The sequence below is a fragment of the Schaalia sp. 19OD2882 genome, from assembly GCF_018986735.1.
Classification (GTDB): domain Bacteria; phylum Actinomycetota; class Actinomycetes; order Actinomycetales; family Actinomycetaceae; genus Pauljensenia.
Genome location: NZ_CP065521.1, coordinates 1,196,129 through 1,222,624 on the forward strand (window position 1 = coordinate 1,196,129; position 26,496 = coordinate 1,222,624).

Sequence of the window (26,496 nt, forward strand, 5' to 3'; positions counted from 1 at the left end):
CTTGTGTCTCAGACTTCTTGGCATATGCCTATGCATGGAGTATTCGGATGGTTAGAATATGCCATGGGCACTTCACTGACGCCGAACTCCTTCTGGATCCTCACCGTCCTGGCCAAGGGCCGACGGCACGGCTACGACATCATCCGCGAAGTGGCCCACCTGTCCCGGGGCAGCGCCACCCTGAAGACGACCTCCCTGTACGCAGCACTGGAACGCCTCGAAGCAGAGGGCCTGGTTGCCCGAGACGGTGAGGAGATCGTCGACGGTCGTGCCCGCCGCTACTACCGCCTCACCGACGACGGCGGCGACGTCCTCGACGCAGAGACACGAGCCCTGGAGTCCAGAGTCGCCATCGCGCGCGCCCGCCTGGACGCGCTGAAGAGACTGCGCGGTGCCCTTCCACGTCGGAAAAACGCATTGCCCCGTTCCGGCTTGGCCGGATGAGCCCGGGCAAGGCACGAACTCCATGAGAAGAGGAGCGACATGGCCGTCGACGACAAGGCATTCGAGAGACTTTTGACCTTCTACCCCAAACGGTGGCGTGAGACGAATGGAGAGGTCTTCCTCGCCACCGCCATCGAAGAGGCCCGAGTGCGCGGCCGGGAACGCCCCGACGCCGCGCTGCGCCTGTCCGCCCTCACCCACGGCTGGGGTACCCGCCTGGGCCTGCGAAGCGCCCTCGTGGCGGCGCCTGCGGGAGCGTTGCTCGCCTTGGCCCACCAGTGGATCTTCATGACGGTGTGGATCGATGTCGCTCAGGTCCACTCCCTCGACGCGGACCACCCCCTGCGCATCGCCCTGTCGATCGGAGAGAGCACCATCGCCCTCATCCTCATCCCCCTCCTGTCCCTCATCGCCATCGCCTCGCTCGTGCGGGTCGGAGGCCGGCTGCTGCCGCCTCGCGCCTCCTCGTCGTGGCCGGCGGGACAGCCGCCTTCGGTGCCGCATGGCTCGCACAGGTGGCACGGGTCTTCCTCTGGGCAGGAAACCCACAAGGAATCGGCGCCTGGACGGGCCTGGTCGACTCCGTGCAATGGTGGGCGCCCGTCCTGGTCATCACGAGCTTGGCCGCTCACCTGTCCGAGGAGATCCTGCGAGCCTCCGTGGCCAACCGGCTCGTGAGGATCCTTCTGGGCACGGCCGTCGGAGTCCCGCTCGGATGCGTGGCAGCCGCGCTCACCGGAGTACCCGTGGCCTGGCTGGCCATCGACCTGCTCGCACTGGGAGGAGCGATCATCCTGGCCCTTTCACGCGGAAAGGGTGTGTCAGACGAAGACACCGGCGCGGTCATCTCCCGACCAGGTCGAGGACGGCCCGTGCGAAAGGCCGTACCTCTCGCGGTGAGCCTGACCGTCTCCGTAGGCGCACTCACAGGCCTGGTTGCGGCCTCGTGGGACACGATCTTCGGCTTCTTGCCCGGGATCGCCCAACTGGGTGAAAGTCTCGCGCCGGGGTCCGGGGTGCCCGTCACCGTCTTCGGCCTGGACGGTCAGCAAATGGCCTTCCTTGCTCCACTCGTCCTGCTGCCGATGTGGGGAATCTGCGAATCGGCGATCGCGAGGCACTCGCACCTGAGCATCTGGGGGCCGATCGGGTTCCTGTGGACCGGATGGGCACTGGCGTCCCTGACCATCGTCTCCGACACAGTGGGGCAAACCGTACGCCGAGTCGCAGAGGCCACACACCTGTTCACCGACCCCAAGGGCTTCGACGTGCTGGTCACCATGCTTGTCGTCCTCACCCTGCCGGGCGTCGTGTGGCTGGTCGACCGTCACCTTCCACGCCGCTGGCCCGTGCGTCTGCCCGTCGCCGTCTTCGTCGCCTGCGCGTGGACGCTGTCGGGCCTCATCGTCCTCTTCGGCACCCCGTGGTTCTTCGCGCCCTTGGCGGCAGTGGTCCTCATCGTGCGCGTGTGGACCGTGAGACCCGCGCTCGGAGCCCCCGGGCAGAACCGTGGCGAACAGACCGACGGGCCGGGGCACTGACCCACACGAGGCGTCCCGGAGGGGGCAGGAGCACGTACCCGGTGGGAGCCGCGTGTCCCGATTGACGAGGACGGGGGTGTCAGTGAAATGATCCACCGGAGCCCCGCCTCGGCGTCCTCGCCGAGGCCGCCCTCGTCCCCGGCGCCCCGAGGACACCACGGACCCGAATCGTCTCCGAGGAGCACATGTGAGCCTGCCCGAACACTTCCGTCCTCGCCCCGCAGGTCTCCCGCAGGCCCACATGGTTCTTTCCGGGCCGACCTGGCGCGTGCAGGTCCTGACCGAACGCCTCATGCGCATCGAGTGGTCGCCCTCGGGCCGATTCGTCGACGGGCCCACGCAGATGGTGGTGGACAGGGGCTTCCCGGCGCCCGCCGGTGTCGTCGTGGAACGCGCGGGAGCCGGTGCCCAGGTGCGCACCCGACACATGACCCTGGACTACGACGGGCAGGAGTTCTCCTCACGCGGCCTGGTGGCCACAGTGCTGCGATCGGCCGGCTGGGAAGGCATGTGGAGGTGGGGGGAACACACCGACTCCGAATGGATCCACCTGCGCAACCTCCGGGGAACTGCACGCACCCTGGACAATGTCGACGGGCGGGTCGCCCTCGACGACGGGATCATGGACGGCCGTGGGATCACCGCTCTTGAGGACCCGACCATGATCCTCACCCAGGACGGGTGGCTGGAGGCGCGCGAAGAAGGCGCCAAGGACGTCTACGTGTTCGCCCACGGCCACGACTTCCGCGGCGCCATGGCCGACTTCTACCGGCTGACCGGCGCCCAACCCGTTTTGCCCCGACATGCGCTCGGCAACTGGTGGAGCCGCTTCCACCGCTACACGCAGGAGGAGTACCTGCAGGTCCTGGAGGCTTTCAAGGCTCGGAACGTCCCCCTGTCGGTCGCCGTCATCGACATGGACTGGCACATCACCGACGTGCCCGAAGGGCAGGGCTCCGGATGGACCGGATTCACATGGAACCGGGAGCTCTTCCCCGATCCGGCAGCCCTGGCCGACGAGATCCACGCCCGGGGACTGGCCCTGTCCCTCAACCTGCATCCCGCCGACGGCATCCGTCCCTTCGAAGACGCCCACGAGCGAGTCTCACGGCGTCTGGGTCTGGACCCCGCCCAAGGCAGACCCGTGCCCTTCGACGCCGCCGACCCGGAGTTCCTCCAGGTCTATCTGGAAGAGGTCCTGCACCCCCTGGAGGACCGGGGCGTCGACTTCTGGTGGATCGACTGGCAGCAGGGAACCCACACCCGCCTCCCCGGCCTGGACCCCCTGTGGGTCCTCAACCACCTGCACGTCCTCGACAACGCTCATCGCCGTGGTGGACGTGGACTCACCCTGTCGCGTTACGCGGGCCCCGGATCCCACCGTTATCCGGTGGGCTTTTCCGGGGACACGATCATCACGTGGGACTCACTGGACTTCCAGGCCGAGTTCACCGCCACCGCCTCGAACATCGGCTACGGCTGGTGGAGTCACGACATCGGCGGACACATGGGTGGTACGCGCGACGGGGAGCTGTCCACCCGCTGGGTGCAGCTCGGAGTGTTCAGCCCCATTTTGCGCCTGCACTCGACGACCAACCCCTTCACCGCCAAGGAACCGTGGCGCTTCGGGGAGCGTGAACAGCACGTGCAGGAGGACTTCCTGCGTCTGCGGCACCGCTTGGTGCCCTACCTGCACAGCGAGCAGTTGTGGGGCCACGAGTCGCTGCAGCCGCTGGTCCAGCCCATGTACTGGGAGGACCCGACTCACCACCAAGCCTGGGAGGTGCCGAACCAGTTCATGTTCGGCCGCCTGCTCACCGTCGCCCCGGTGACCACCCCCGCGTCCTCGGTCACGGACATGGCGCGAATGGACGCCTGGCTGCCCGAGGGGTGCTGGACCGACCTGCTCACCGGCCTGTCATACGAGGGTGGGCGCCGCATCGCCTTCCAGCGCCCTCTGGAGGAGGTGCCGGTTCTGGCCCGTGCCGGAGCCGTCCTGCCCCTGGCAGGGATTGCTTCGCCCTCCCAGGCGCTGCACCGAGGGGAGTGCGGTCGGCTCTCGGTCGACCTTCCCGAAGCCGTCGAGGTCGTGGTCGTTGCCGGGGCCGATGGGCACTACATCCTCGTCGAGGACGACGGGGGCGAGGGCGGAGCGCAGGTGCGCACACGCATCACCTGGTCCGAAGCCGAGCGGGAACTCACCATCCACGAACCAGAGGGACAGGCGGAACTGATCCCGGCCGGACGCCGCTGGGCAGTGCGGGTCCTCGGAGTCCGCGGGCCCGAGCCGTTGTCGCCCTGCGCCGCTGAATCCGCGGTCGGCGACGCCTCGGTTCAGGCCCGGTGGGAGGCTTCGACCGGCGCCCTGTGTGCGATGATCCCGCCCTCGATGGTGGGTGCGCCGGTGCGCATCGAGACGGACTCGGCGCTTCCCGAAGCGGCGAGCATTCCCGGTCGGGTGCGTCGAATGCTGGAACGGGCACGCGCGGACGTGGGGCGCAAGGAGGAGGTGCTCCACCTCGTGTCCCGACAGAGTCCGCTGGTGGCCCTGGGGCAGATCGTCTGCTCCGACATCCCCGAGGACCTGCGCATCGCCCTGGTCGAAATCCTCACCGCAACCCCCACCCCCTCTGCGTGAGATTCGTCCGTCGCGTGGCGAGATTCGTCCGTCCGGGCGACGTACCGAATCAGGAGACAGGATCAGAACTCTCGCTCGAACTTCGTCAAGAGACGCGGGAGGTCCTGGCCACGTGTGGGACCGGCATGGATGCGGAATGACTCGCTGAGCGCCGGCGTGTCGAAGCACTGCTCAGTGGCCAACGGCACCACCGTGTACCCGACTGCCTCCAGAGCCATCCTTCGACGCTCCTCTTTCGCAGCCACCTGCGCACCGTCGGGACCCTCGTACTTCAGGTGAACCTGCGGGCTGATGGCTTCACGACGCCACCATGCGTCACGACCGCGGATTCCAGGACCGCCACCCCATCGGGGCAGGCGAGCATGAGGTCCCGCAGTCGTGCGCGGTGAATGAGCGATTCCTGTGTCCACCATGGAAGCGAGGCGGGCATGTGAAGGAAGGTTGAGCGGCGCAGCCTGACGGGAAGGTGTCCGGGTACATGGTCGCCGCGCGGCGAAATGAATGGCTGTGCGGGGTCCATGTCCACACCTTGGTCGGTCGCACGATGCGGCGGAAGACGCTCGAATGCTGCCTGCGGACAATCACCGTCCGGCTGCACCCCCTGTGGACAACTGCTTCCCCGTCCTCCCGTCGGCCCGAGCCGGGAGTCCCCTCGGTTGCGAGTTCCTTGCCAGGACGGACGAATCTCGTGGGATGACAGACGAATCTCACGGAGAACGGGGGTGGGCTGGGGCACAATTGAGGCATGTCCTACGTCGAGATGCACCCTGAAAACCCGCAGGCACGATTCGTCAAGAAGGCGGTGGACGTCCTGCGCGAGGGCGGAACCATCGCCCTGCCCACCGATTCCGGCTACGCAATTGCGTGCCTGCTCGGCAACAAGGAAGGCATGGACGTCATCCGCGAGATCCGCCGCCTGGACGACAAGCACAACTTCTCGCTGCTGTGCCACTCCTTCGCCCAATTCGGGGAACTGGTCATCGTCGGCAACTCCGAGTTCCGCACGATCAAGGCCCTGACCCCCGGCGCGTACACCTTCATCCTCAAAGGAACCAAGGACGTGCCTCGGATGACCCTCAACAAGAAGAAGCACACCGTGGGTGTGCGTCTGCCCGACCACGTCATCACCCAGGCGGTCCTGGCTGAACTCGGTGAACCTCTGCTGTGCTCGACCCTCATCATGCCGGGGGAGAGCGAACCGCTCAGTGACGGTTTCGAGGTTGACGAGAGGATCGGCCGCATGGTCGGCCTCGTCCTCGTCGGCCCCGTGGGAAGCACCGACCCGACCACCGTCGTCGACTTCACCTCCGGGGCGCCGGAGGTGGTTCGCAAGGGGGCGGGGGACACCTCCCTCTTCGATTGACGAGGACGGCCCACCACCTGTGACACATCCCGCGACGTAGTGGGACGAACACGACGAGAACCATGTCGGAGGCTCACCTAGTATTGGTTCTGATGAATCCCACGACCAAGGTCCTCACGCTCTGCCTCGTCGGAGCGCTCGTCGCCGGCGGCGCGACCGCAGCCGTGCGTGCGAACCGCTATGCCGACCGCGCCCTTGAAGGAACCACCGTCGCCGGAGTGGACGTTTCCGGCATGACGCTGGACGAGGCGGCTGCCGCCATCCAGTCCCGTGTGGACACCACGACCCTTTCGGTCGAAGTCGGCCAGTCCAGCGCCGAGTACACCCTCGCCGACCTGGGGGTGCAGGTCGATGCGAAGGCCAGTGCCGAAAACGCGCTCGCCGCCAACGCTGATCTGCTCACACGAGTCCTGCCCCACCAGGCGCACTCGGTCGATCTCGTGGCGGAGCGCGACCAGAGCGCGCAGTCGGGCGTCCTGGAGACCTTGGTGCGCAGCGCCGGAGCCCCTGTGGTCGACGCCGCGGTCAAACGCTCCGCCGACGGCGCCACGTACGTGGTCTCGCCCGCCTCCGAAGGGGTTGCGGTCTCGACGGAGGGTTTCGCCCAGGCGGTCGACCAGGCCCTGACCACCTTGCGCCCCTCCTCGGTGTCACTGTCCGTCGAACACACGACGCCGCGGGTGACCACCGAGCAGGCGAATGCGGTGGCTGCCAAGGCCAATGCGCTGCTCGCGCCGGAGGTCAAACTCACGGACGGAGTCGACAACTTCGTGGCCAGTGCGGCCGACAAGGCCGCTTGGGTGTCCATCCCGCAGTCCGGCGGCGTGCTGGGCGAGCCTGCCGTCGATGCCACCAAGGTGCGCGAGTGGGTGGACAAGGTCGCAGCCTCCACCAACGAGGAGGCGCGCCCCGGCCAGAAGAGCATCAACTCCCGCGGCGAGGTCGTCGGCGTCCAGTACGCCGGAGGCAAGAGCCTTCGCGCCAGCAACCAGGCCGAGGTCGCCAAGGGAGTGCTCCAGGCGGTCCAGGGCGGAGCCGCCTACGCCGGAGACTTCGACTACCAGCAGGTCGACCCGGAACTGGTGACGGTCAACGTCCCGGACTGGAACAAGGACGACGTCTACTCCCCGGCCGCAGGCCAGCGGTGGATCGACGTGGATCTCACCCAGAACACGGTCTCGGCATATGAGGGGCGCGTCCTGGTCCAGGGGCCGGTCTACATGGTGCCGGGCGCTCCGGGCACGGAGACGATCACCGGCACCTACGCCGTGTACCTCAAGTACGACGCCCAGACCATGCGCGGCGAGAACCTCGACGGATCCAAGTACGAGACCCCCGATGTCCCGTGGGTCATGTACTTCACCGGTGGCTACGCCCTGCACGGCGCCTACTGGCGCTCCGAGTTCGGGTGGTCCGGATACGGCGGCTCACACGGGTGCGTGAACATGCCGGTCGAGCAGGCCAAGTGGTTCTACGACTGGGCCGGCCTCGGCACACCCGTCATCAGCCACTACTGAGGCCTCCCGGTGGACCTCTTCGAGACCCAAGGGCTGGAGGACGTCGGCGTTCCCGCCTACGACCCGGCCGCGCCACTTGCGGTCCGCATGCGTCCCAGGACTGTGGACGAGGTCCTCGGCCAGTCCCACCTCTTGGGAGAGGGCGCTCCTTTGCGTCGCCTCCTCGAACCGGCCGTCGCCGGACGCCCTGCGGTGTCCTCGGTCATCTTGTGGGGGCCACCGGGAACAGGAAAGACGACCTTCGCCTACCTGGTGGCGAGGTCCTCCGGGCGGCACTTCGCGGAACTGTCCGCCGTCAGCGCCGGGGTCAAGGACGTTCGCGAGGTCGTGGCCTCGGCCAAACGGCGCACTGTGGCATCGGGAGAGGACACCATCCTTTTCGTCGACGAGGTCCACCGCTTCTCCAAGTCCCAGCAGGACGCACTGCTGCCGGCGGTCGAGAACCGGTGGGTGACCTTGGTGGCCGCCACGACGGAGAACCCGTCCTTCTCCGTCATCTCGCCTCTGCTGTCACGCTCACTCCTGCTGACCCTCAAACCCTTGGGTGACAAGGATGTCGAGGAGCTCGTGCAGCGTGCCCTGGCCGACGAACGCGGACTCGACGGACGTTGGACGATGGACGAGGACGCCCGCGCCGCCCTCGTCCGACTTGCCGGATCCGACGCCCGCAAGTCCTTGACCCTGCTCGAGGCCGCCGCCGGGGCCGCAGCCGACGCCGGATCGGAGGCCATCGACGTCGCCCATGTCGAAGCCGCGGCCAACCACGCGTTGGTGCGGTGGGACAGGGACCAGCACTACGACGTGGCCTCCGCCTTCATCAAGTCGATGCGCGGGTCCGACGTGGATGCCGCCGTCCACTACCTGGCGCGGATGGTCGAGGCGGGGGAGGACCCTCGCTTCATCGCCAGACGCGTGATGATCTGCGCGGCCGAGGACGTGGGCATGGCCGCCCCGGAGGTCCTGGCGACAACCGTTGCTGCGGCCCAGGCCGTGGCGATGATCGGCATGCCGGAGGCGCGGATCGTCCTGGCCGAGGCCGTCATCGCCGTGGCAACGGCACCCAAGTCGAATCGCGCCCTTGTGGCCATCGACACCGCATTGGCGGACCTGAGGGCCGGCAAAGGGGGACCGGTGCCCGCCCACCTGTGCGACGCCCACTACGCGGGGGCCCAGGCCTTGGGGCGCGGACAGGGCTACGTCTACGCACACGAGGCTCCCCACCACGTGGCGGCCCAGCAGTACCTTCCGGACGACCTGGTCGGTACCCGCTACTACGAACCCACCGACAACGGGACTGAGGCAATGCTCACCAAGCGCCTCCAGGTGCTCAGGGCATTGTTGGACCTGCGTTAGACTGTCCGGGTTGCCCACCGCCAGTGGGTGGCATTCCGCCTGGGGTCTTGGCCGAAGGACGAATGTCCGGGAGTGGACCCCGTGTCGCGGACAGAAGGTTCGTGACATGACATGACTGAGACAGGACAAGGAGATCCGTCAATGGCAGGAAACCGTTCCCGCAAGCAGGTGCGCGAGTCGCGTGCCCTCGGCTTGGCGCTGACCCCGAAGGCCGTCCGCTACTTCGAGAAGCGCCCCTACGGCCCCGGTGAGCACGGCCGCAGCCGCCGCCGCCAGGAATCCGACTACGCGGTGCGTCTGAAGGAGAAGCAGCGTCTGCGCGCCCAGTACGGCATCCGTGAGGCCCAGATGCGCCACGCCTTCGAAGAGGCCCGCCGCACCGCCGGCCTGACCGGTGAGAACCTCGTCGAGCTGCTCGAGATGCGCTTGGACGCCTTGGTTCTGCGCGCCGGCTTCGCTCGCACGATCCAGCAGGCCCGCCAGGTCGTCGTCCACCGCCACATCCTCGTCGACGGCAAGATCGTCGACCGCCCCTCCTTCCGCGTGACCCCCGGCCAGACCATCCAGGTCAAGCCGAAGTCGCAGACCACCGTCCCCTTCGAGATCGCCGCCCAGGGCATCCACCGTGACGTCCTGCCCGCCGTCCCGGACTACCTGGACGTGGAGCTGGAGCGTCTCAAGGCCACTCTGGTGCGCCGCCCGAAGCGCGCCGAGGTTCCCGTGACCTGCGACGTGCAGATGGTCGTCGAGCACTACTCGCGCTGACGCGCGAGCACCGAGGGACCCCGGGGCCGCAGGCCCCCGGGGTCCTTTGTCATGCCCGGACGTGCCGGAAGTCATCCACCCTCGTGCCCAGGGCGATGTGCCCGGGCAGGAGGGTCGCCACTAGGATGAGGCACCATGCGCACTTCTGAGATCCGCTCCCGCTGGCTCGAATACTTCGCCTCGAAGGACCACCACATCGCTCCTTCGGTCTCGCTCATCTCGCCGGAGCCCTCGATCCTCTTCACCGTGGCGGGCATGGTCCCCTTCATCCCGTACATCCTGGGAACCGAGCCGGCGCCGTGGGCGCGGGTCGCCTCGGTGCAGAAGTGCATCCGCACCAACGACATCGACAATGTCGGCAAGACCACCCGACACGGCACGTTCTTCCAGATGAACGGGAACTTCTCCTTCGGCGACTACTTCAAGGAAGGCGCCATCGACTTCGCGTGGGAACTGCTGACCACCTCCCAGGACGATGGCGGATACGGCTTGGACCCGGATCGCCTGTGGATGACCATCTGGGAGGAGGACGAGGTCTCCTTCGACCACTGGACCCGCACCATCGGCCTGCCCGCCGAACGCATCCAGAAGCTGCCCTTCGAAGAGATCTCCTGGTCCACCGGCCAGCCCGGCCCCGCAGGGTCCTGCTGCGAGATCCACTACGACCGCGGTCCCGAGTTCGGCCCCGACGGCGGCCCCAAGGTCGACACCGCCGGAGACCGCTTCCTGGAGATCTGGAACCTGGTCTTCGACGAGTTCGTACGGGGCGAGGGCGAGGGGCACGACTTCGAGCTTGTCGGCAAACTGGACAAGACGGCGATCGACACCGGCGCAGGTTTGGAGCGCATCGCCTACCTGCTGCAGGACAAGGCGAACATGTACGAGATCGACGAGGTCTACCCGGTCATCGCCGCAGCCCAGGAAATGTCCGGACGCACCTACGGTCGGGGAGCTGCCGGCCCGACAGCCGGTGCAGCCTGGGCCGATGACGTGCGCATGCGTGTCGTCGCCGACCACGTGCGCAGCGCCCTCATGCTCATCAACGACGGCGTGCGTCCCGGCAATGACGGTCGGGGCTACGTGCTGCGCCGCCTCATCCGTCGTGCCGTGCGCTCGATGCGCCTTCTGGGAGTGGAGGAGGCCACCTTGCCGACTCTGCTGACCGCCTCCAAGGAGGTCATGAAGCTGTCCTACCCGGACCTGGAGGCGAACTGGGCCGCCATCCAGGACGTCGCCTACGCCGAGGAGGAAGCCTTTCGGCGCACCCTGAGTGCGGGTACGACGATCCTCGACACGGCGGTGGCCAAGGCCAAGGAGGCAGGGCAGAAGGTTCTGCCCGGCTCGTCGGCCTTCGCCCTGCACGACACCTACGGGTTCCCCATCGACTTGACCTTGGAGATGGCTGCCGAACAGGGCCTGTCCGTCGACGAGGACGCTTTCCGCACCCTCATGCAGGAGCAGAAGGACCGCGCCCGCGCGGACGCGCGCGCCAAGAAGGCCGGGCACACGGATGTGCGGGTGTTCCAGGACATCGAGAAGCAGATGGGTGGCGGCTCGCAGTTCCTCGGCTACTTGGACAACGCTGCCGAGGCGAAGGTCACCGCAATCCTCGTCGAAGGCGTTCCGGCGCCTGTGGCCACCGCGCCCGCGAGCGTCGAAGTGGTCCTGGACCGCACCCCATTCTGGGCCGAGATGGGCGGCCAGCTGGCCGATCACGGCACCATCCGCACCGGCGAGGGCGGCAATGTCGAGGTCGATGACGTGCAGGCCCCCATCAAGGGCCTGGCCGTCCACCGCGGTACCTTGACCGAAGGCACCTTGGCCGTGGGGGACAGGGCGTGGGCGCAGATCGACATCACCCGGCGTCTGGCGATCGCGCGCGCACACACCGCCACCCACATGGTCCACAAGGCGCTGCACCAGATCGTCTCCGACCAGGCCAACCAGGCCGGTTCGGAGAACTCGCCCTCGCGCCTGCGCTTCGACTTCCGCCACTCCAGTGCCTTGGCCAGCTCCCAGATGGACGACATCGAATCCCTGGTCAACGAGAAGCTGGCGGAGAACCTTCCGGTCACCGACGAGGTCATGCCCATCGAACGGGCGCGCAGCATGGGCGCCATGGCCCTCTTCGGCGAGAAGTACGGCGCCGAGGTCCGTGTGGTCTCCATTGGAGGGGACTGGTCCAGGGAGCTCTGCGCCGGGACGCATGTGCCCTCAACCGGACACATCGGGCGCATTGCGGTCCTGGGTGAGGGCTCCATCGGCTCGGGAGTGCGTCGCATCGACGCGCTGGTCGGCGCCGGAGCCTACGACTTCCAGGCGAAGGAACACGCCCTCGTCTCGCAGGTGACCACCATGCTGGGTGGGCGGCCCGAGGACGTTCCCGGCCGACTCGAATCCCTGCTCACCCGCCTGCGCGAGGCCGAGAAGGAACTGGACAAGGTCCGCACCTCCCAGGCCCTGGCCCGCGGTGCCGAGCTGGCGGCCGGCGCGAGGAAGCTCGGGAATCTGCGCGTGGTGCGCGCCTACGTGGGGGAGATGCCCTCTGCCGACGCGGTCCGGGCTCTTGCCCTGGACGTGCGTGAACGTCTGGGAGAGGCAGAGCCGGCAGTGGTGGTCCTCATCGGCGTGGTCGACGGCAAGCCGAGCGTGGTGGCCGCGACGAATGCCGCTGCACGCGAGGCCTTGGTCAAGGCCGGGCCGATCGTGCGCGTGGCCGCCAAGATCCTCGGCGGAGGTGGAGGAGGCAGGGACGACGTCGCCCAAGGCGGCGGACAGGACGCTTCCGCCGTCGATGCGGCGCTGGCGGCGGTCGAGACGGAGGCGCTGCCCAGGTGAGCTTGCGACGAGGAGTGCGCCTGGGCGTGGACGTGGGCACCGTGCGCATCGGTGTGGCTCGCAGTGACCCGGAGGGCATCCTCACGGTGCCCGTGGAGACCCTGCGGCGCGCCGACGACGGCAGCGAGATCCACCGCCTGGTGGAGATCGCCCGCCGCTTCGACGCGATCGAAGTCGTCGTTGGCCTGCCGCGTCACCTGCGTGGGGGCGAGGGCGTTTCCGCCAAGGGAGCTCGACGTTACGCCCGTCGCATCAAAGGTGAGTTGCCTGAGGCACGTGTGACCATGGTGGACGAACGGCTAAGCTCCAACCAGGCCCACTCCAGGCTCCGCGAGTCAGGTGTGGCCGAACGTGACCACCGAGACGTCGTGGATCAGGTGGCCGCGCAGATCATCCTCGAGCAGGCTCTCGACATGGAACGGATGGGTGGACGCCCACCCGGCGTCCAGGTCGAGGGTCCCGACCGGAAGGCGACCTCGTGACCGACAACGGCGCTGAGCGCCCACGTTTCCGTTCACGCAGCGAGATCCACGCCGAGGCGCATGAGCGCGCTCACGTGGAGTTCCTGCGAGAGACCGGCCAGCTGCCGGTCATCCCGCCTTCGGACGCCTCGGCGCCCTCCGCAGGGACAACGGGTACCGGGCCGCGAACCGCCGGCGCGGCCACGCCACCGGTGCGCGAGGCACCGACCACTCAGGTTCGACCTGCGGCATCGACGCCTCCAGTCGTGCCCACCCGCCGCGCTGGTCGCCACGCGCGGGCGCCCGAATCGGAGACGCGGCTGCCTTCGCGCGCGGCCCGCAATGCCGCTGCTCGAAGCGACCAGCCCAGGGGCGACACGGGTCTGGACGCCCGTGTCCCCTCCCCTTCCAGCACCGGGCCCTCCGCCGGAAGCCCCCCGCCAGCGACGCCGGTTCCGCCCACCCGCTCGGCGCGCAGCACCGCCACACCGCCCGCAGCGCTTTCGCCCACGACACCATCGGTGACCACCGGGTCGACTCCGGCCGTTCCCCGGCGCACCCCGACTTCTTCGACGGGGGCCACCCCGGTCGTGCCGCCTCGCACCACACTGCCCAGGACGAGCGGATCCACGCCTGTCGGACCGCCTCGCACCTCATCGCCAGTGACCACCGGGTCGACTCCGATCGCCTCCGCCACCCCCTCTCCGGCCGCGTCACCAGCAGCCGGGTCCACACCCTTGTCGACCTCGCCCATTTCTCGACCTGCGAGGTCGACGCCTTGGACGGTGCCCTCGTCCTCCTCGACGCAGCCGTCGTCGCGCGCATCGAGCGCGCCCTCGGCCTCCATCTCGGACCTGGACCCGCTGACGACCTCGTCGACGACGATTCCCCGGCCCGTCACCCCGGGCACCTCCTCGACCTCAAGGGGTGAAGCGCCCGAGGTGAAGGCCTTCGCCCCCGACCCGTCCGACACCGCTTCACCCACGCCTTCGGGGTCCTCGGGGCGACGTTGGCGGCCCACGGGGGCCTCGAGCACCGGGGACACCAACGCGACCGAAGCGACCACTGGGGCATTCCAGACCCCTGCCGCGTGGGCCTCCGGTCTCGGGGAGACCAAGCCCATGCCGCCCAGGCGTCCTCGTCACCACACCGACGAGGTCAATGACGAGCTCTTCCCCGGCACGACCGGGAGACGCTCCCAGCCTCGCGCCACGACGCCGCCACCCACGGTGGACCTGGTCACCGTGGCGCCACCAAGCGAGGAGCCCGGCGTCAACCGTGGTGGGACTGATGCGGGGGAAGCCCCGGCCGAGCCCGATGTCTTCGACGTCGTCGCTCCGCTGGCAGCGGCCTCCGAGGAGGACGAGTCGACGGGAATGCGCTCACGCCGACTGGAGCACGAGCGCCGGGAGGCGCGTCGGCGTCGCAGGTGGCGCAGAGTGCGTGCCTTCTTCGTCCTGCTCCTCGTCCTGGGACTGGTTGCCGGAGCGGGCTGGTACGCCATGCGTTTCGTCTTGAAGGACCAGACGAGTGTGCAAGAGGCGGACGATTTCACCGGACCGGGCAGCGGACAGGTGTCCGTGGTCGTCAGCCAGGGCGAATCCGGAGCGGACATCGGACAAAAGCTCGTCGACGCCGGAGTCGTGAAATCGGTGGCCGCCTTCACGCGCGCTTGGGAAGCCAACAAGGCCGCCCAGTCGATCCGGCCAGGCACCTACTCCCTCATGAAACAGATGAGCGCCTCCGACGCCATTGCCGCGCTGCTGGACCCGGCTCGACGCACGGACAACACCGTGACCGTCAACCCCGGTGAGACGGTTGCGCAGGTCGTGGAGAGGATGAGCCAGGTCACCGAGTTCTCCAAGGAGGACCTGGACAAGGCCTTGTCCAATCCCACCGCGCTGGGGCTTCCCGCAGAGGCCAAGGGCAAGGTCGAAGGATGGCTTGCCCCCGGCACCTACGAGGTCGAGAAGGCGGACACGCCCGAAACGATCTTCCAGGAGATGATCGCCGCGACGATCCAGACCTTGGACGAACTCAAGGTGCCCGCCGCCCAGAGGGAGACCGTCCTGACCAAGGCGAGCATCTTGGAACGCGAGGTCAACATCGACCAGTACCTGCCCAAGGTCGCGCGGGTCATCGAGAACCGTCTGGCCAGCCCGCAAGGCGAAACCCTCGGGAAGCTGCAGATGGATTCGACGGTCCTGTACGGCGTCGGCAAGAGCGGCGGTATTCCCACTGCCGAGGACCTGGCCAACGACAACCCGTACAACACCTACCTGCATGCGGGGCTGCCGCCCTCACCGATCGCCCAACCGAACCGCAGCGCCATCGAGGCGACCCTCAAACCCGCCGACGGCACGTGGCTCTACTTCGTCACCGTCAACCTCGACACGGGTGAAACGCTTTTCGCGACGACAGTTGCCGAGCAGGCGGAGAACACGAAGAAGCTCGAAACCTACTGTGCCGCCCAGTCGGGGAAGTGCTGATGCCGTGGGCCGCGGTCATCGGCTCGCCGATCGACCACTCGCTCTCGCCGGTCCTGCACACGGCGGCGTGGCGCAGCCTGGGACTCGACGGTTGGACCTACAGGAGGATCACCTGCGAACAGTCGCAGGTCGGCCACCTGCTGTCCTGCTTGGACCAGGAGTGTCGGGGTCTGTCCGTGACGATGCCGTGCAAGCAGGCGGTCATCCCGCTGCTTGACGCCGTCGACCCCTTGGCCCAGGCAGTCGGCGCCGTGAACACCGTCATCCCCACCGCGGGGGTGCTCACCGGCTTCAACACGGATGTCGCGGGAATCCAACGGAGCCTGGAGGCGGTGTCGGTGCGCTCCGGTGCGCCCCCGCAAAGGGCACTCGTCATCGGAGCAGGAGCCACCGCCTCTTCGGCCTTGGCAGCCCTGGGAGGAATGGGCATTCACGACCTGACGGTGGCGGCGCGGCGCTTCGGCGGACCGGATTCGGTCGTGGCCGCGGCCACGCGCCTGGGCCTCGAATTCACCCCCGTGTCCTTCATGGACGTCGACGGCGTCGTGGCAGCCATCGACAGGGCCGATGTCGTCGTGTCCACCGTGCCTGCGCACGTGTGCGACCCGCTGGCGGCCCGGGTGCGGCCCCGCCCCACCCAGGTGCTCCTCGACGTCGTCTACTCGCCACGCGAAACGGCGTTGCTGCGCGCGTGGAAGAGCCACGGCGGGGCCTTCTCCCACGGGCTCGACATGCTCACCCACCAGGCGCTCATGCAGGTCAAACTCATGACCGGCCGCGACGCCGACCCTACGGTGATGCGGGAGTCGTTGGACGAGGCGGTCGGCCCGACGTGCTGATCCTCGACATCATCCGCGCCCACCTCAACGCCCGTGACGAGACCGAGTTGCTCGCCGGTTTCGTCACGTGGATGGTGGTGGGCTGGTGGACGTGGAGGGTCGGCTGGCGCATCCAGCGGCGCTACCTCATCGAAGCCGGCCTGACCCCCATGCGGCGCACCTTCCTGTGGTGGTTGGTCGTCATCCCCGGATTCCTCGTGGTCCTCGTCGCGCAGCAGCGTCCCGCATCACCTGCAGTGGTCACAGTCGCGATGATCGGCATCCTCCAGGCGATCGTCGACGCCAGGACGCACCGTCTGCCCGACGCCTACACGCGGATGATGGGACTGGGGGTGCTTTCCGGGCTGGTGCTTGCCGCAGCCATGAACTCGTCGCCGGGCTGGACGCTGGTGCGTGCCGCCATCGGTGCCATGGTGTGGTTCGTGCCCCTGTACATCGTGCACCGGCTCCCCGGGGGCCTCGGGCGCGGAGACGTGAAGCTCGCGCCGGTCCTGGGCGGGTTGGTCGGCGTGGTGGGTGTGGACGCCGCGCTGGGCGGACTGGTCCTGTCCTTCGTCGCGGCGGGCCTTGCCGCCCTGTGGACCATCGTCGTGGGGTCGGCGGGCACCGAGTCGCGCATCCCCATGGGCCCTTGGCTCATCGGTGGGGCCTTGGCTGCGCACATGCTGTGGGGTGTGGTCCCGGACTGGCTGTGAGCCCGCCCTTCGGACCCGTGGGCGGGGGCTGCGGCGCAGGTGCGACGATGGGCCGGTGAGTCTGTCACCTGGAATTGCATGTCGTCTCAAACGCGACCCCAACGGCCTTGTGGCCGCCGTCATCCAGCAGTGGGACACCCGTGAAGTCCTCATGGTCGGATGGATGGACGATGAGGCGTTGCACCGGACCCTCACCAGCGGCCGCGTCACCTTCTGGTCGCGCTCCCGTCAGGAGTACTGGCGCAAAGGCGACACTTCGGGCCACTCCCAGTGGGTCAAGTCCGTACGCATCGACTGCGACGGAGACGCCCTGCTGGTCGAGGTCGACCAGGTGGGAGCGGCATGCCACACGGGGGCGCGAACGTGTTTCGACCAGGGCGGATCCTTGGAGGCCGTGGTGGGGGAGAGGTCCGAGAAGTGAGCGGCGCCGCGTCACACACGCCCGCCTGGGGACAGGTGTGGCCCTCACTGGAGGAGTTCCGCGAACTGGCGCGCACCCGCAGGGTCGTGCCGGTCGTACGCAGGGTCCTGGCTGACGAGGTTTCCGCGGTGGGTGTCCACCGGCAGTTGGCCGACGGGCGCGTAGGGAGCTTCATCCTCGAATCCGCCGAGCATGACGGGTCATGGGGACGGTGGTCCTTCGTCGGGGTGCGTTCGGTGGGGGCGATCATCGCCGAGGGCGGGCGGGCCCGCTGGGAAGGAGCCGTGCCGTCCGGTGCGTTGGAGGAGGGCCCTGTCCTGGATGTGCTGCACCGGGCCCTTTCCACCCTGCGGACCGAGCACATTGCGGGACTGCCGCCGCTGACCGGCGCCCTCGTCGGCGCTTTGGGGTGGGGGATCATTCCCGAATGGGAGCCCACACTGACCCCCCACGCCCCGCGCGAACACGACCTGCCTGACGCGGTGATGTGTCTGACGACGGATGTGGCGGCCATCGACCATTCGGACGGGTCCGTGTGGCTGGTGGCCACCGCTTTGAACATGGACGGATCCGATGAAGGCGTGGACGAGGCCCACGCGCAGGCCCTCCAGCGCCTCGACGCGATGACCCGGGACCTGGCGCGCCCCCTGAGCCCGTCGGTGCTGGGACTGTCCCCGCGCGAGAGCGCACCTGTGCAGGTGCGTCACCGGACGGCGCGTGCGGACTTCGAATCCAGTGTGGTGGCCGCCAAGGAGGCGATTCGCGACGGCGAGGTCTTCCAGGTGGTGCTCTCCCAACGCGCCGACGTGACCACGGATGTGGGGGGTCTGGACGTCTACCGTGTGCTCCGCACCGTCAACCCTTCGCCCTACATGTACTACCTGCGTCTGCCGGACGGGAAGGGTCAGACCTTCGAGGTCGTCGGTTCGTCACCGGAGACCCTTGTGCGCACGCAGGGGCGCGATGTGTGGACCCATCCGATTGCGGGCTCCCGGCCACGTGGAGCCGACGCCGCCTCGGACCGACAATTGGCGGCGGAGCTGCTGGAGGACCCGAAGGAACTCTCCGAGCACGTCATGCTGGTCGACCTTGCCCGCAACGACTTGTCGAAGGTGTGCGAGCCCGCCACTGTCGAGGTCGCCACCTTGATGGAGATCAAGCGCTACTCGCACATCCAGCACATCTCCTCAACGGTCACCGGCAGACTCCGCGAGGACGTGGACGCCCTGGACGCGTTGGTGGCGACTTTCCCCGCCGGCACCTTGTCCGGGGCGCCCAAACCTCGGGCGATCAGGCTGATCGACGAGATGGAACCGGCTGCCAGGGGTTTGTACGGAGGGGTGGTCGGGTACGTGGACTTCGCCGGGGACGCCGACCTGGCCATCGCCATCCGCACGGCAATCATGGCCGGAACAGTGGCCTCGGTCCAGGCCGGTGCGGGCCTGGTGGCGGACTCGGTCCCTGCCACCGAATACGAGGAGGCCCGGAACAAGGCGGCCGCCGTGGTCCGGGCCATCGTCACGGCCTCACAGCTCGGACCAGTGGACCTGGCAAAGGCCTGAATGTCGCGGGTGACCGCATGACGGCTCGTTTTCGTGGGACAGGTCACGTGGCGATAGCATGCGAACTGCTCTCGCAGGAAGGAACGGTGCATGAGCGTTCTTGACCAGATCATTGCCGGGGTTCTCGAAGACCTGAAGGTGCGGGAGGCCGCTGTGCCAATGGACCAGATCAAGGAGAGGGCCCGCAGGGCACCGGACGCGATCGATGCCCTGGCCAGCTTCCGTGCGAACCCGGGTGCGGTCTCGATCATCGCCGAGGTCAAGCGCCGGTCGCCCTCCAAGGGCGCCTTGGCCGACATCCCGGACCCCGCCAGCCTTGCCGCCATGTACGAGGCCGGGGGAGCAACCGCCATCTCCGTGCTCACCGAGCACCGTCGTTTCGGCGGCTCACTGGCGGACCTGGACGCGGTGCGTGCACGGGTCGACGTGCCCGTCCTGCGCAAGGACTTCATCGTCACCCCCTACCAGGTGCATGAGGCGCGGGCCCACGGGGCCGACCTCGTCCTGCTGATCGTCGCCGCACTGGACCAGAACGCCTTGGTCTCGCTGCTCGAGCGAGTCCACTCCCTGGGCATGACCGCCCTGGTGGAGACCCACTCGCGTCTGGAGGCGCTGCGTGCCCTGGACGCGGGAGCACGCTTCATCGGGGTCAATGCCCGTAACCTCAAGACCCTCGACGTGGACCGGGGCGTCATCGACCAGGTGATCGACGTCATCCCGACCGATGTGGTCGCAGTCGCCGAGTCCGGCGTGCGTGGCCCCCACGACGTCTTCGAGTACGCCAAGGTCGGTGCTGACGCCGTCCTGGTCGGAGAAGCCCTGGTCAAGGCGGGACGACCTGCAGAGGCGGTGGCGGACATGGTCAGCGCCGGACAACATCCGGCCCTGTCCACGGACCGCAAGGCACGAGTGCGTGCCGCGCGACGGGAGGATTGAGCATGGTGGAGGCCGGGGCCGAGGGGCCCTACTTCGGACGCTTCGGCGGACGCTTCGTCGCAGAGTCCCTCATGGGACCCTTGGAGGAGATCGACAAGGCGTGGGATCGACTCAGATGCGACCCTGGGTTCCGCTCGCGCCTGGACGCACTGCTCACCGGGTATGCGGGACGTCCGTCACTTCTGACGGAGGTTCCGCGTTTCGCCGAGGACCTGGGCGGGGTGCGGATCTTCCTCAAGAGGGAGGATCTCAACCACACGGGCTCGCACAAGATCAACAACGTCCTCGGTCAGGCGCTGCTGACCAAGGAGCTGGGCAAGACCCGCGTCATCGCCGAGACCGGCGCCGGACAGCACGGGGTGGCCACGGCCACGGCGGCAGCCCTGCTCGGACTGGAGTGCACCGTGTACATGGGACGCGAAGACACCCGGCGTCAGGCCCTGAACGTCGCCCGCATGCAGATGCTCGGAGCCGAGGTCATTGCCGTCACCCAGGGCTCCCAGACCCTCAAGGACGCCATCAACGAGGCCTTCCGTGACTGGGTGACGAATGTGGAGACGACGAATTACGTCTTCGGCACTGCGGCGGGCCCGCACCCCTTTCCGACGCTCGTGCGTGACCTGCAACGGGTCATCGGTGACGAGGCCAGGGCCGAGCTGCTCGAGCGCGTGGGTCGGCTGCCGGACCTCGTGTGCGCGTGCATCGGCGGAGGGTCGAACGCGATTGGCACCTTCACGGCGTTCATCGAGGACGAGGGCGTCGAGATCCTCGGATGCGAGGCCGGAGGGGACGGATTCGAGACGGGACGTCACGCCTCCTCGATTTCCGCCGACCAGGTCGGTGTCCTGCACGGTGCCCGCACCTACGTCCTGCAGGACCGGGACGGACAGACCAGGGCCTCCCACTCGATCTCCGCGGGCCTGGACTACCCGGGTGTGGGGCCCGAGCACGCGTGGTTGGCGAGCACCGGGCGCGCCTCCTACGTACCCGTCCCGGACGTGGAGGCCATGGACGCTTTCCTGCGCCTGTCGCGAACGGAAGGAATCATCCCCGCCATCGAATCGGCGCACGCCTTGGCCGGGGTCAGGCGCTGGGCGCGCGACAAGGCTGCCGGACACGGGCCATGGGCGGCCGGGGAGGAACCGATCGTGCTCGTGTGCCTGTCGGGGCGCGGCGACAAGGACGTGGACACGGCATCGAAGTGGTTCGACCTGGGGCGTGCACGTGTCCAGGTGATCGACCCGAGTGCTGGACCCGCCGGAGTGGCAGTCGTCGAGGAGGGGTCACGGTGACCGGACGTTCCAGCGGCGCAGCCATCGACGCCGCCCTGGCCAGGGGCGACAGTGCACTCATCGCCTACCTTCCCGTCGGCTTTCCCGACGTGGACGCCTCCATCAGGGCCGGCAAGGTCCTGGCCGACGCAGGTGTGGACGCCATCGAGCTGGGCTTCCCCTACTCGGATCCAGGTATGGACGGACCGACCATCCAGAAGGCCACCACCGCCGCCCTCGAACGCGGCACCCACCTCGAGGACCTCTTGCGGGCGGTGGGAGAACTCACCGACCACGGGGTGGCGACACTGGTGATGACCTACTGGAACCCCGTCGAATGGTACGGCGTGGAACGCTTCGCGGCCGACTTCGCCGAGGTCGGCGGAGCGGGCCTCATCACTCCCGACCTGCCGCCGGAAGAGGGCGCCCAGTGGGAGGCCGCAGCCGCCAGGCACGACCTCGAATGCGTGTACCTCGTGGCTCCCTCCTCGCCCGGACGCCGCCTCGAACTCATCAGCGCCCACTCGCGCGGTTGGGTGTATGCGGCCTCGACGATGGGAGTCACGGGTGCCCGCGCCAGCGTGGACACCAATGTGCGTGAACTCGTGGCCCGCACCCGCCAGGCGGGCGCCCAGCGGGTGTGCGTGGGGCTGGGCGTGTCGACGGGACAGCAGGCCCGTGAAATCGGATCCTACGCGGACGGGGTCATTGTCGGCTCCGCCCTTGTGCGCACCCTCTTCGAGTCGGATCTGGACCGTGGCCTGCGGCGTCTGGAGGCGGTGGCCGCCGACCTCGTCAGCGGTGTGCGCGGATCGCGTGCATGATGGAGTCCATGACTTCCGACCTGCTCACCTCCGTCCTGCCCGCCTCGATCCCCTCACCTTCGCAGGGAGTCTGGTGGCTCGGCCCTGTCCCGATCCGCGCCTACGGCATCATCATCATGGTCGGCATGGTCATCGGCGTGTGGTGGGCCTCGCGTCGCTACAGGGCGCGCGGAGGCAATCCCGACGTCCTGGTCGACGCCGCACTGTGGGCGATCCCCTTCGGCATCGTCGGAGCGCGCATCTGGCATGTGCTCACCCACCTCCAGGACTACTTCGGGCCTGGGCTGGACCCGATCCACGCCCTGTACGTGTGGGAGGGGGGCATCGCCATCATGGGTGCCGTCACCGGCGGTGCGCTGGGCGTGTGGATCGCTCTTCGACGTGCGGGGGCACGCATGGGGCCGGTGGCGGACTCCGTGGCCCCTGCCCTGCTGCTCGCCCAAGCGATGGGCCGCTGGGGAAACTGGTTCAACCAGGAGCTCTTCGGAGGCCCGACAACCCTTCCCTGGGGCCTGGAGATCGACGACGCCCACCTGCCTGCCGGCTACCCCTCCGGGACCCTGTTCCATCCGACCTTCCTCTACGAGTCGCTGTGGAACGTCGCGATGATCTGCGTGCTGCTGTGGGTGGAGAAGCGTTTCCGGACGAAGTCGGGGCAACTCTTCGCCCTGTACCTGGTGGTCTACCCCTTGGGGCGCTTCTTCATCGAGAACATTCGTCTGGACGAGGCCTACGTTTTCTTCGGGCTGCGCGCCAATGCGTGGGCGGCACTGGGGATCTTCGCGGTCGGGGTGGTGCTCACATGGTACTTGGGTGCCTTCGGGGCGCCTCGTGAGGTGCTTGCCGAGGAGCGGTCGGACCTGTCCTCCACTGCCACCGACGAGGAAGCCGCCGAGGGGGACGAGGCCGACGAGGACGAGGCCGATGGTGCGAAGGTCGGTGGGCCCCTGGAGGAGGATGAGCCCGTCGGCGGGCATGGGCAGATGGCCGAGGGTGGAGCCTGTGTGCCGGATGAGCCCGGGGGAGTGGGTGACCAGGACGGGTCCGCCGAGGAGTCGAAGGAGAAGATCATCCCCGAAGGTCGGTGAAGCACTTCACAGGTCACTTCGAGGCGCCTCCAACGGCAGGAAGTGAGAGGTGCAGGGAGCGTAGGCACCTGTAGACTGACGCCATGCGCCGAGCAAAGATTGTATGCACCATCGGGCCAGCGACGAGCTCCCCGGAACAGATCCAGGCCCTTGTCGACGCGGGCATGGACGTCGCCCGGATCAACCGCTCCCACGGAACCGCCGCCGAACACGAGGTGATGATCGAAAGAGTTCGACGCGCTTCTGCCACCTCAGGTCGGGCGGTGGCCATCCTCGTGGATCTCCAGGGACCGAAGATCCGGCTGGAGACCTTCGCCGAGGGGCCCCAGGTGCTCGAGGTCGGGGAAACCTTCACCATCACCACCCGTGACGTCCCGGGAACCAAGGACCTCGTCGGAACGACCTTCAAGGGCCTGCCCGGCGACTGCGCCCCCGGAGACCGACTGCTCATCGACGACGGCAACGTCCAGGTCCGCGTAGTGGAGGTCAGCGACACCGACGTGGTCACCCGGGTGGAGGTCGGCGGAACGGTCTCCGACCACAAGGGCCTCAACCTGCCCGGCGTGGCGGTGTCCGTGCCCGCTCTTTCCGACAAGGACCGTGAGGACCTGCGGTGGGCGATGGACGTCGGCGCCGACTTCATCGCCCTGTCCTTCGTGCGCAATGCGAAGGACATCGAGGACGTGCACGAGGTCATGGACGAGTGCGGCAGGCGCTGCCCGGTCATTGCCAAGATCGAGAAGCCGCAGGCCGTGGAGGCGCTCTCCGAGATCGTCGACGCCTTCGGCGGCATCATGGTGGCCCGCGGTGACCTGGGCGTCGAGATGCCCCTGGAGCGCGTGCCCTTGGTCCAAAAGCGTGCGATCGAGCTTGCCCGGCTCGCCTCCAAGCCCGTCATCGTGGCCACCCAGGTCATGGAGACGATGATCAAGAATCCTCGACCCACCCGCGCCGAGGCTTCCGACTGCGCCAACGCCATCCTGGACGGTGCGGACGCCGTCATGCTCTCCGGTGAGACCTCCGTGGGTGCCTACCCGATCGAGGCAGTGCGCACGGTCGCCAAGATCATCGAGTCCACCGAGGAACTCGGCGGGGAACGGATCGCGCCGCTCGGAGCCTTCGCCGTGGACCGTCCGGCGCTCATCTGCCAGGCGGCAGGTGCCTTGGCCGAGCGTCTCGACGCGCGATATGTCGTCACCTTCACCCAGACCGGATCCTCGGCCCGCCGCATGGCGCGCCTTCGCAGCCCCATCCCGATGCTCGCCTTCACGCCCCTGGAGTCGACCCGCCGCCGCCTGGCCCTCACATGGGGTGTGCAGACCTATCGTGTGCCGGAGGTGCGGCACACCGATGACATGGTCTGGCAGGTCGACCAAGTCGCCCAGTCCGCACACCTGGCCGAGTTCGGTGACGAGCTGGTCATCGTGGCCGGCATGCCGCCGGGAACCGCAGGTTCGTCGAACTCGATCCGGGTCCACAAAGTGGGAGACGAGTTGGACTACTCGATCGGCGGTTCCCAGGCCTGAGATCGTCACATGTGGGGCGGCACTCCGTGGAGTGCCGCCTTCGTGTGTTTACGCACATCTGTTGCGAAATCATCGATGTCGTGTGAGACTTGACCGTCATCCACCGCGATGATGTCGTGGATGAGGCGCTGCCCCTACGAGGCGGCGCATTCCCACCACCTTGGACCCCCTTCGCCCGGGTTGCCTGTACGACTCGCGTACATACCTGCGGCGGAGTTCGGAAGAGGAAGAAGAGAAGATGATGAAGGAACTGAACACTGTGATCTCCCCGCCGGAGACCGTCAACGTGCGGGACCTGGTGCGCGACCGCCAGGCGAACAACCTGCGCGTGGATGTGCTCGCTGAAGCCGTTCGCCCGTGGTTCGCCGACTGGAGCGGGTCTCGTGAGGTGGCCGAGGCCATCGACGGGCTCTCCAGCCCCGAGCGGCGCGAGGCCGCAGCCCGATTCCTCGGGTTGGAGCTGGTCAGCGTCGCCTGACCGACATGCGAGAACAGGGCCGTCCTGACAAGATTGTCGGGACGGCCCTGTCAGCATTCGTTCCCACTGGAGATGGTTGTGCTTCCCCTCGCATTTTCGATCATTCTCGTCCTCCTCGCCGGCGTCGCGCTGGTGCGTGCGTCGCGTCTGCCCGCATCCGGTGAGGACTCGTCGAAGCGTCGACCGGCCACGACGCTGCGGGTGACCGCCGCTGCGATGATCGTCGTGGCGCTGGGTGTCCTTGGATTCTCCAGCATCTACACCCAGCAGGTGGGTGCCGCCTCCGTCCTGGTCAATTGGGATGGCACTGTGAACCGGACGCATGAGGGCACCGGCGTGGCCTTGAAGGCCCCGTGGGAGACGCGAGTCGTCTTCGACACCTTCTCCCAGACGCTCAACTACGCGGGAGGAAGCGAGGGCGGCCCCGCGTACACGGGTGGAAACGTCCAGGGCCAGCAGATCACGGCATATGTGCTGGGCGGAGCGGCTGCGAACTTCGACGTCACCATCACCTACAACCTCACTGGCACCTCCGTGGCGGATGTGTACGTCAAGTACCGCACCCAGGAGCGTTTCGTCGAACAGATCGTCTCGAAGCAGGCGTTGTCGATCGTGCGCAAGGTGCCCTCGTCGTACTCGGCGGTCGACTTCCGTGGCGCCAAGTCCATTGAAGCCCAGGAAGAGATGCTCAAGAAGCTCCAGGCGGGTCTCAAGCGCTACGGTGTCGAGGTCACCACGGTCGCCCTGCAGAACATCAAGTACACGCCCGAGGTCGAGTCCTCCCTCGAACAGGTTCAGACCGCCAAGGCCGCCGAGGAGACCGCGAAGGCGAATCTGGCGGCAAAGCAGGTCGAAGCACAGCAAAAGGTCGTCGAAGCAACCGCCGCCGCGGACGCCCGGCGCATCGAGGCCCAGGCCGAAGCCGATGCGAATGCGACGATCGCCAAGTCATTGACCCCCGAGGTGTTGCGTGCACGATGGATCGAGGCCATTGAGAAGACCGGGAAGACGATCGTCGTGCCCGAGGGCTCAGCCCCGCTGGTCAACGTCCCGGCGGAGTGAGACTGGGCGCACGGCAGCCGACGGCGTCCACTGCGCCGATGGCGTGGGCATCGAAGTGAAGTCGCGCCGCACGCCTTCAAACGAGGTCGCGGGTTCCGACACTGCCGGCCGGCGTCACCGGGTGGAACACGCCGGCGGGGCAAGCGCTCACGGGCCCGTGCTTCGCCGACCAGGTGCTCGAACCTGCGGTGACAGTGTCAGCGCAGGATGCGACACGCCGAAGGAGGGACCGCGTTCCGGGGGAACGCGAGAAGTACCCCGAGTGGGATTCGAACCCACAACAAGCCGGGTTTGAGCCGACCGCCTCTGCCAGTTGGGCTATCGGGGCGTGCGCCAAGGCGTGTGACCAGAATAGGATAGCCCCTGTCATCAGACCAAACGAGGA

The 26,496-nt window shown here is 67.9% G+C and carries 24 protein-coding genes and 1 tRNA gene; 22 read left to right on the top strand and 3 right to left on the bottom strand.

The genetic code is table 11. From position 1 onward, the window contains the following. Positions 1 to 63: 63 nt before the first annotated feature. The 4 genes from I6B53_RS05310 (at position 64) to I6B53_RS05325 (ending at position 4,623) form a co-directional block, all read left to right on the top strand. A complete protein-coding gene (locus tag I6B53_RS05310; RefSeq protein WP_216765182.1) occupies positions 64 to 444 on the top strand; it encodes a PadR family transcriptional regulator in 381 nt (126 codons plus the stop codon). A gap of 39 nt (positions 445 to 483) precedes the next feature. Further along, positions 484 to 1,122 (top strand): hypothetical protein, encoded by a 639-nt coding sequence (locus I6B53_RS05315; protein WP_216765183.1) that lies wholly within the window; start codon positions 484 to 486, stop codon positions 1,120 to 1,122. Further along, positions 1,029 to 1,985, top strand: coding sequence for a hypothetical protein (locus I6B53_RS05320; RefSeq protein ID WP_216765184.1), 957 nt, complete (start codon positions 1,029 to 1,031; stop codon positions 1,983 to 1,985). Before I6B53_RS05315 ends, I6B53_RS05320 begins: the two co-directional genes overlap by 94 nt. A gap of 187 nt (positions 1,986 to 2,172) precedes the next feature. Continuing rightward, the gene (locus I6B53_RS05325; protein WP_216765185.1) at positions 2,173 to 4,623 is read left to right on the top strand and encodes a TIM-barrel domain-containing protein; all 2,451 of its coding nucleotides are present in this window, start codon (positions 2,173 to 2,175) and stop codon (positions 4,621 to 4,623) included. A 62-nt stretch (positions 4,624 to 4,685) separates the two neighbouring features. On the opposite strand, the gene I6B53_RS05330 is transcribed toward I6B53_RS05325, so the two are convergent. Continuing rightward, on the bottom strand, positions 4,686 to 4,841 hold the full coding sequence (locus tag I6B53_RS05330) for a hypothetical protein (RefSeq protein WP_216765186.1): 156 nt from the start codon (positions 4,839 to 4,841) through the stop codon (positions 4,686 to 4,688). 527 nt (positions 4,842 to 5,368) lie between these two features. Between I6B53_RS05330 and I6B53_RS05335 the strand changes: the two genes are divergently transcribed. From I6B53_RS05335 to ruvX, 6 genes are all read left to right on the top strand, one after another. Then, positions 5,369 to 5,986: an L-threonylcarbamoyladenylate synthase gene (locus I6B53_RS05335; protein ID WP_216765187.1), complete on the top strand. Its 618-nt coding sequence runs from the start codon at positions 5,369 to 5,371 to the stop codon at positions 5,984 to 5,986. A 92-nt stretch (positions 5,987 to 6,078) separates the two neighbouring features. Next, positions 6,079 to 7,503, top strand: a complete 1,425-nt coding sequence (locus I6B53_RS05340) for a L,D-transpeptidase (RefSeq protein ID WP_216765188.1) — start codon at positions 6,079 to 6,081, stop codon at positions 7,501 to 7,503. 9 nt (positions 7,504 to 7,512) lie between these two features. Beyond that, entirely contained in the window at positions 7,513 to 8,856 is a 1,344-nt protein-coding gene (locus tag I6B53_RS05345) for a replication-associated recombination protein A (RefSeq protein ID WP_216765189.1), read from the top strand. Between the two features lie 141 nt (positions 8,857 to 8,997). Next, entirely contained in the window at positions 8,998 to 9,621 is a 624-nt protein-coding gene (gene rpsD, locus I6B53_RS05350) for a 30S ribosomal protein S4 (RefSeq protein ID WP_216765190.1), read from the top strand. 135 nt (positions 9,622 to 9,756) lie between these two features. Then, on the top strand, positions 9,757 to 12,459 hold the full coding sequence (alaS, locus tag I6B53_RS05355; protein ID WP_216765191.1) for an alanine--tRNA ligase: 2,703 nt from the start codon (positions 9,757 to 9,759) through the stop codon (positions 12,457 to 12,459). Beyond that, positions 12,456 to 12,941 carry a Holliday junction resolvase RuvX gene (gene ruvX / locus I6B53_RS05360; RefSeq protein ID WP_216765192.1) on the top strand — a complete coding sequence of 162 codons (486 nt, stop codon included), beginning with the start codon at positions 12,456 to 12,458 and terminating at the stop codon, positions 12,939 to 12,941. The genes alaS and ruvX overlap by 4 nt, the downstream gene beginning before the upstream one ends. 211 nt (positions 12,942 to 13,152) lie before the next feature. On the opposite strand, the gene I6B53_RS05365 is transcribed toward ruvX, so the two are convergent. Further along, on the bottom strand, positions 13,153 to 13,986 hold the full coding sequence (locus I6B53_RS05365; protein ID WP_216765193.1) for a hypothetical protein: 834 nt from the start codon (positions 13,984 to 13,986) through the stop codon (positions 13,153 to 13,155). A gap of 55 nt (positions 13,987 to 14,041) precedes the next feature. Between I6B53_RS05365 and mltG the strand changes: the two genes are divergently transcribed. From mltG to I6B53_RS05425, 12 genes are all read left to right on the top strand, one after another. Further along, a complete protein-coding gene (mltG, locus tag I6B53_RS05370) occupies positions 14,042 to 15,409 on the top strand; it encodes an endolytic transglycosylase MltG (protein ID WP_253953985.1) in 1,368 nt (455 codons plus the stop codon). Next, positions 15,409 to 16,248: a shikimate dehydrogenase gene (locus I6B53_RS05375; protein ID WP_216765194.1), complete on the top strand. Its 840-nt coding sequence runs from the start codon at positions 15,409 to 15,411 to the stop codon at positions 16,246 to 16,248. The genes mltG and I6B53_RS05375 overlap by 1 nt, the downstream gene beginning before the upstream one ends. Beyond that, positions 16,242 to 16,943, top strand: coding sequence for a prepilin peptidase (locus I6B53_RS05380; protein WP_367880400.1), 702 nt, complete (start codon positions 16,242 to 16,244; stop codon positions 16,941 to 16,943). Before I6B53_RS05375 ends, I6B53_RS05380 begins: the two co-directional genes overlap by 7 nt. A gap of 55 nt (positions 16,944 to 16,998) precedes the next feature. Continuing rightward, positions 16,999 to 17,364 carry a phosphoribosyl-AMP cyclohydrolase gene (hisI, locus tag I6B53_RS05385; protein WP_216765195.1) on the top strand — a complete coding sequence of 122 codons (366 nt, stop codon included), beginning with the start codon at positions 16,999 to 17,001 and terminating at the stop codon, positions 17,362 to 17,364. Next, the gene (locus I6B53_RS05390) at positions 17,361 to 18,926 is read left to right on the top strand and encodes a chorismate-binding protein (protein WP_253953986.1); all 1,566 of its coding nucleotides are present in this window, start codon (positions 17,361 to 17,363) and stop codon (positions 18,924 to 18,926) included. Before hisI ends, I6B53_RS05390 begins: the two co-directional genes overlap by 4 nt. Positions 18,927 to 19,016: 90 nt before the next feature. After that, complete coding sequence (gene trpC / locus I6B53_RS05395) at positions 19,017 to 19,862, top strand: indole-3-glycerol phosphate synthase TrpC (RefSeq protein WP_216765197.1); 846 nt, start codon at positions 19,017 to 19,019, stop codon at positions 19,860 to 19,862. A gap of 2 nt (positions 19,863 to 19,864) precedes the next feature. Continuing rightward, positions 19,865 to 21,154, top strand: coding sequence for a tryptophan synthase subunit beta (trpB, locus tag I6B53_RS05400; protein WP_216765198.1), 1,290 nt, complete (start codon positions 19,865 to 19,867; stop codon positions 21,152 to 21,154). Further along, positions 21,151 to 21,957: a tryptophan synthase subunit alpha gene (trpA, locus tag I6B53_RS05405; protein ID WP_216765199.1), complete on the top strand. Its 807-nt coding sequence runs from the start codon at positions 21,151 to 21,153 to the stop codon at positions 21,955 to 21,957. The genes trpB and trpA overlap by 4 nt, the downstream gene beginning before the upstream one ends. Positions 21,958 to 21,965: 8 nt before the next feature. Further along, a complete protein-coding gene (lgt, locus tag I6B53_RS05410) occupies positions 21,966 to 23,045 on the top strand; it encodes a prolipoprotein diacylglyceryl transferase (protein ID WP_216765200.1) in 1,080 nt (359 codons plus the stop codon). An 83-nt stretch (positions 23,046 to 23,128) separates the two neighbouring features. Continuing rightward, the gene (gene pyk / locus I6B53_RS05415; protein WP_216765201.1) at positions 23,129 to 24,571 is read left to right on the top strand and encodes a pyruvate kinase; all 1,443 of its coding nucleotides are present in this window, start codon (positions 23,129 to 23,131) and stop codon (positions 24,569 to 24,571) included. Positions 24,572 to 24,809: 238 nt separating this feature from the next. Continuing rightward, complete coding sequence (locus I6B53_RS05420) at positions 24,810 to 25,049, top strand: hypothetical protein (RefSeq protein ID WP_216765202.1); 240 nt, start codon at positions 24,810 to 24,812, stop codon at positions 25,047 to 25,049. Between the two features lie 72 nt (positions 25,050 to 25,121). Continuing rightward, entirely contained in the window at positions 25,122 to 26,111 is a 990-nt protein-coding gene (locus tag I6B53_RS05425) for an SPFH domain-containing protein (RefSeq protein WP_216765203.1), read from the top strand. Between the two features lie 254 nt (positions 26,112 to 26,365). On the opposite strand, the gene I6B53_RS05430 is transcribed toward I6B53_RS05425, so the two are convergent. Continuing rightward, positions 26,366 to 26,439: transfer RNA gene (locus I6B53_RS05430), tRNA-Leu, on the bottom strand. Between the last annotated feature and the right edge of the window lie 57 nt (positions 26,440 to 26,496).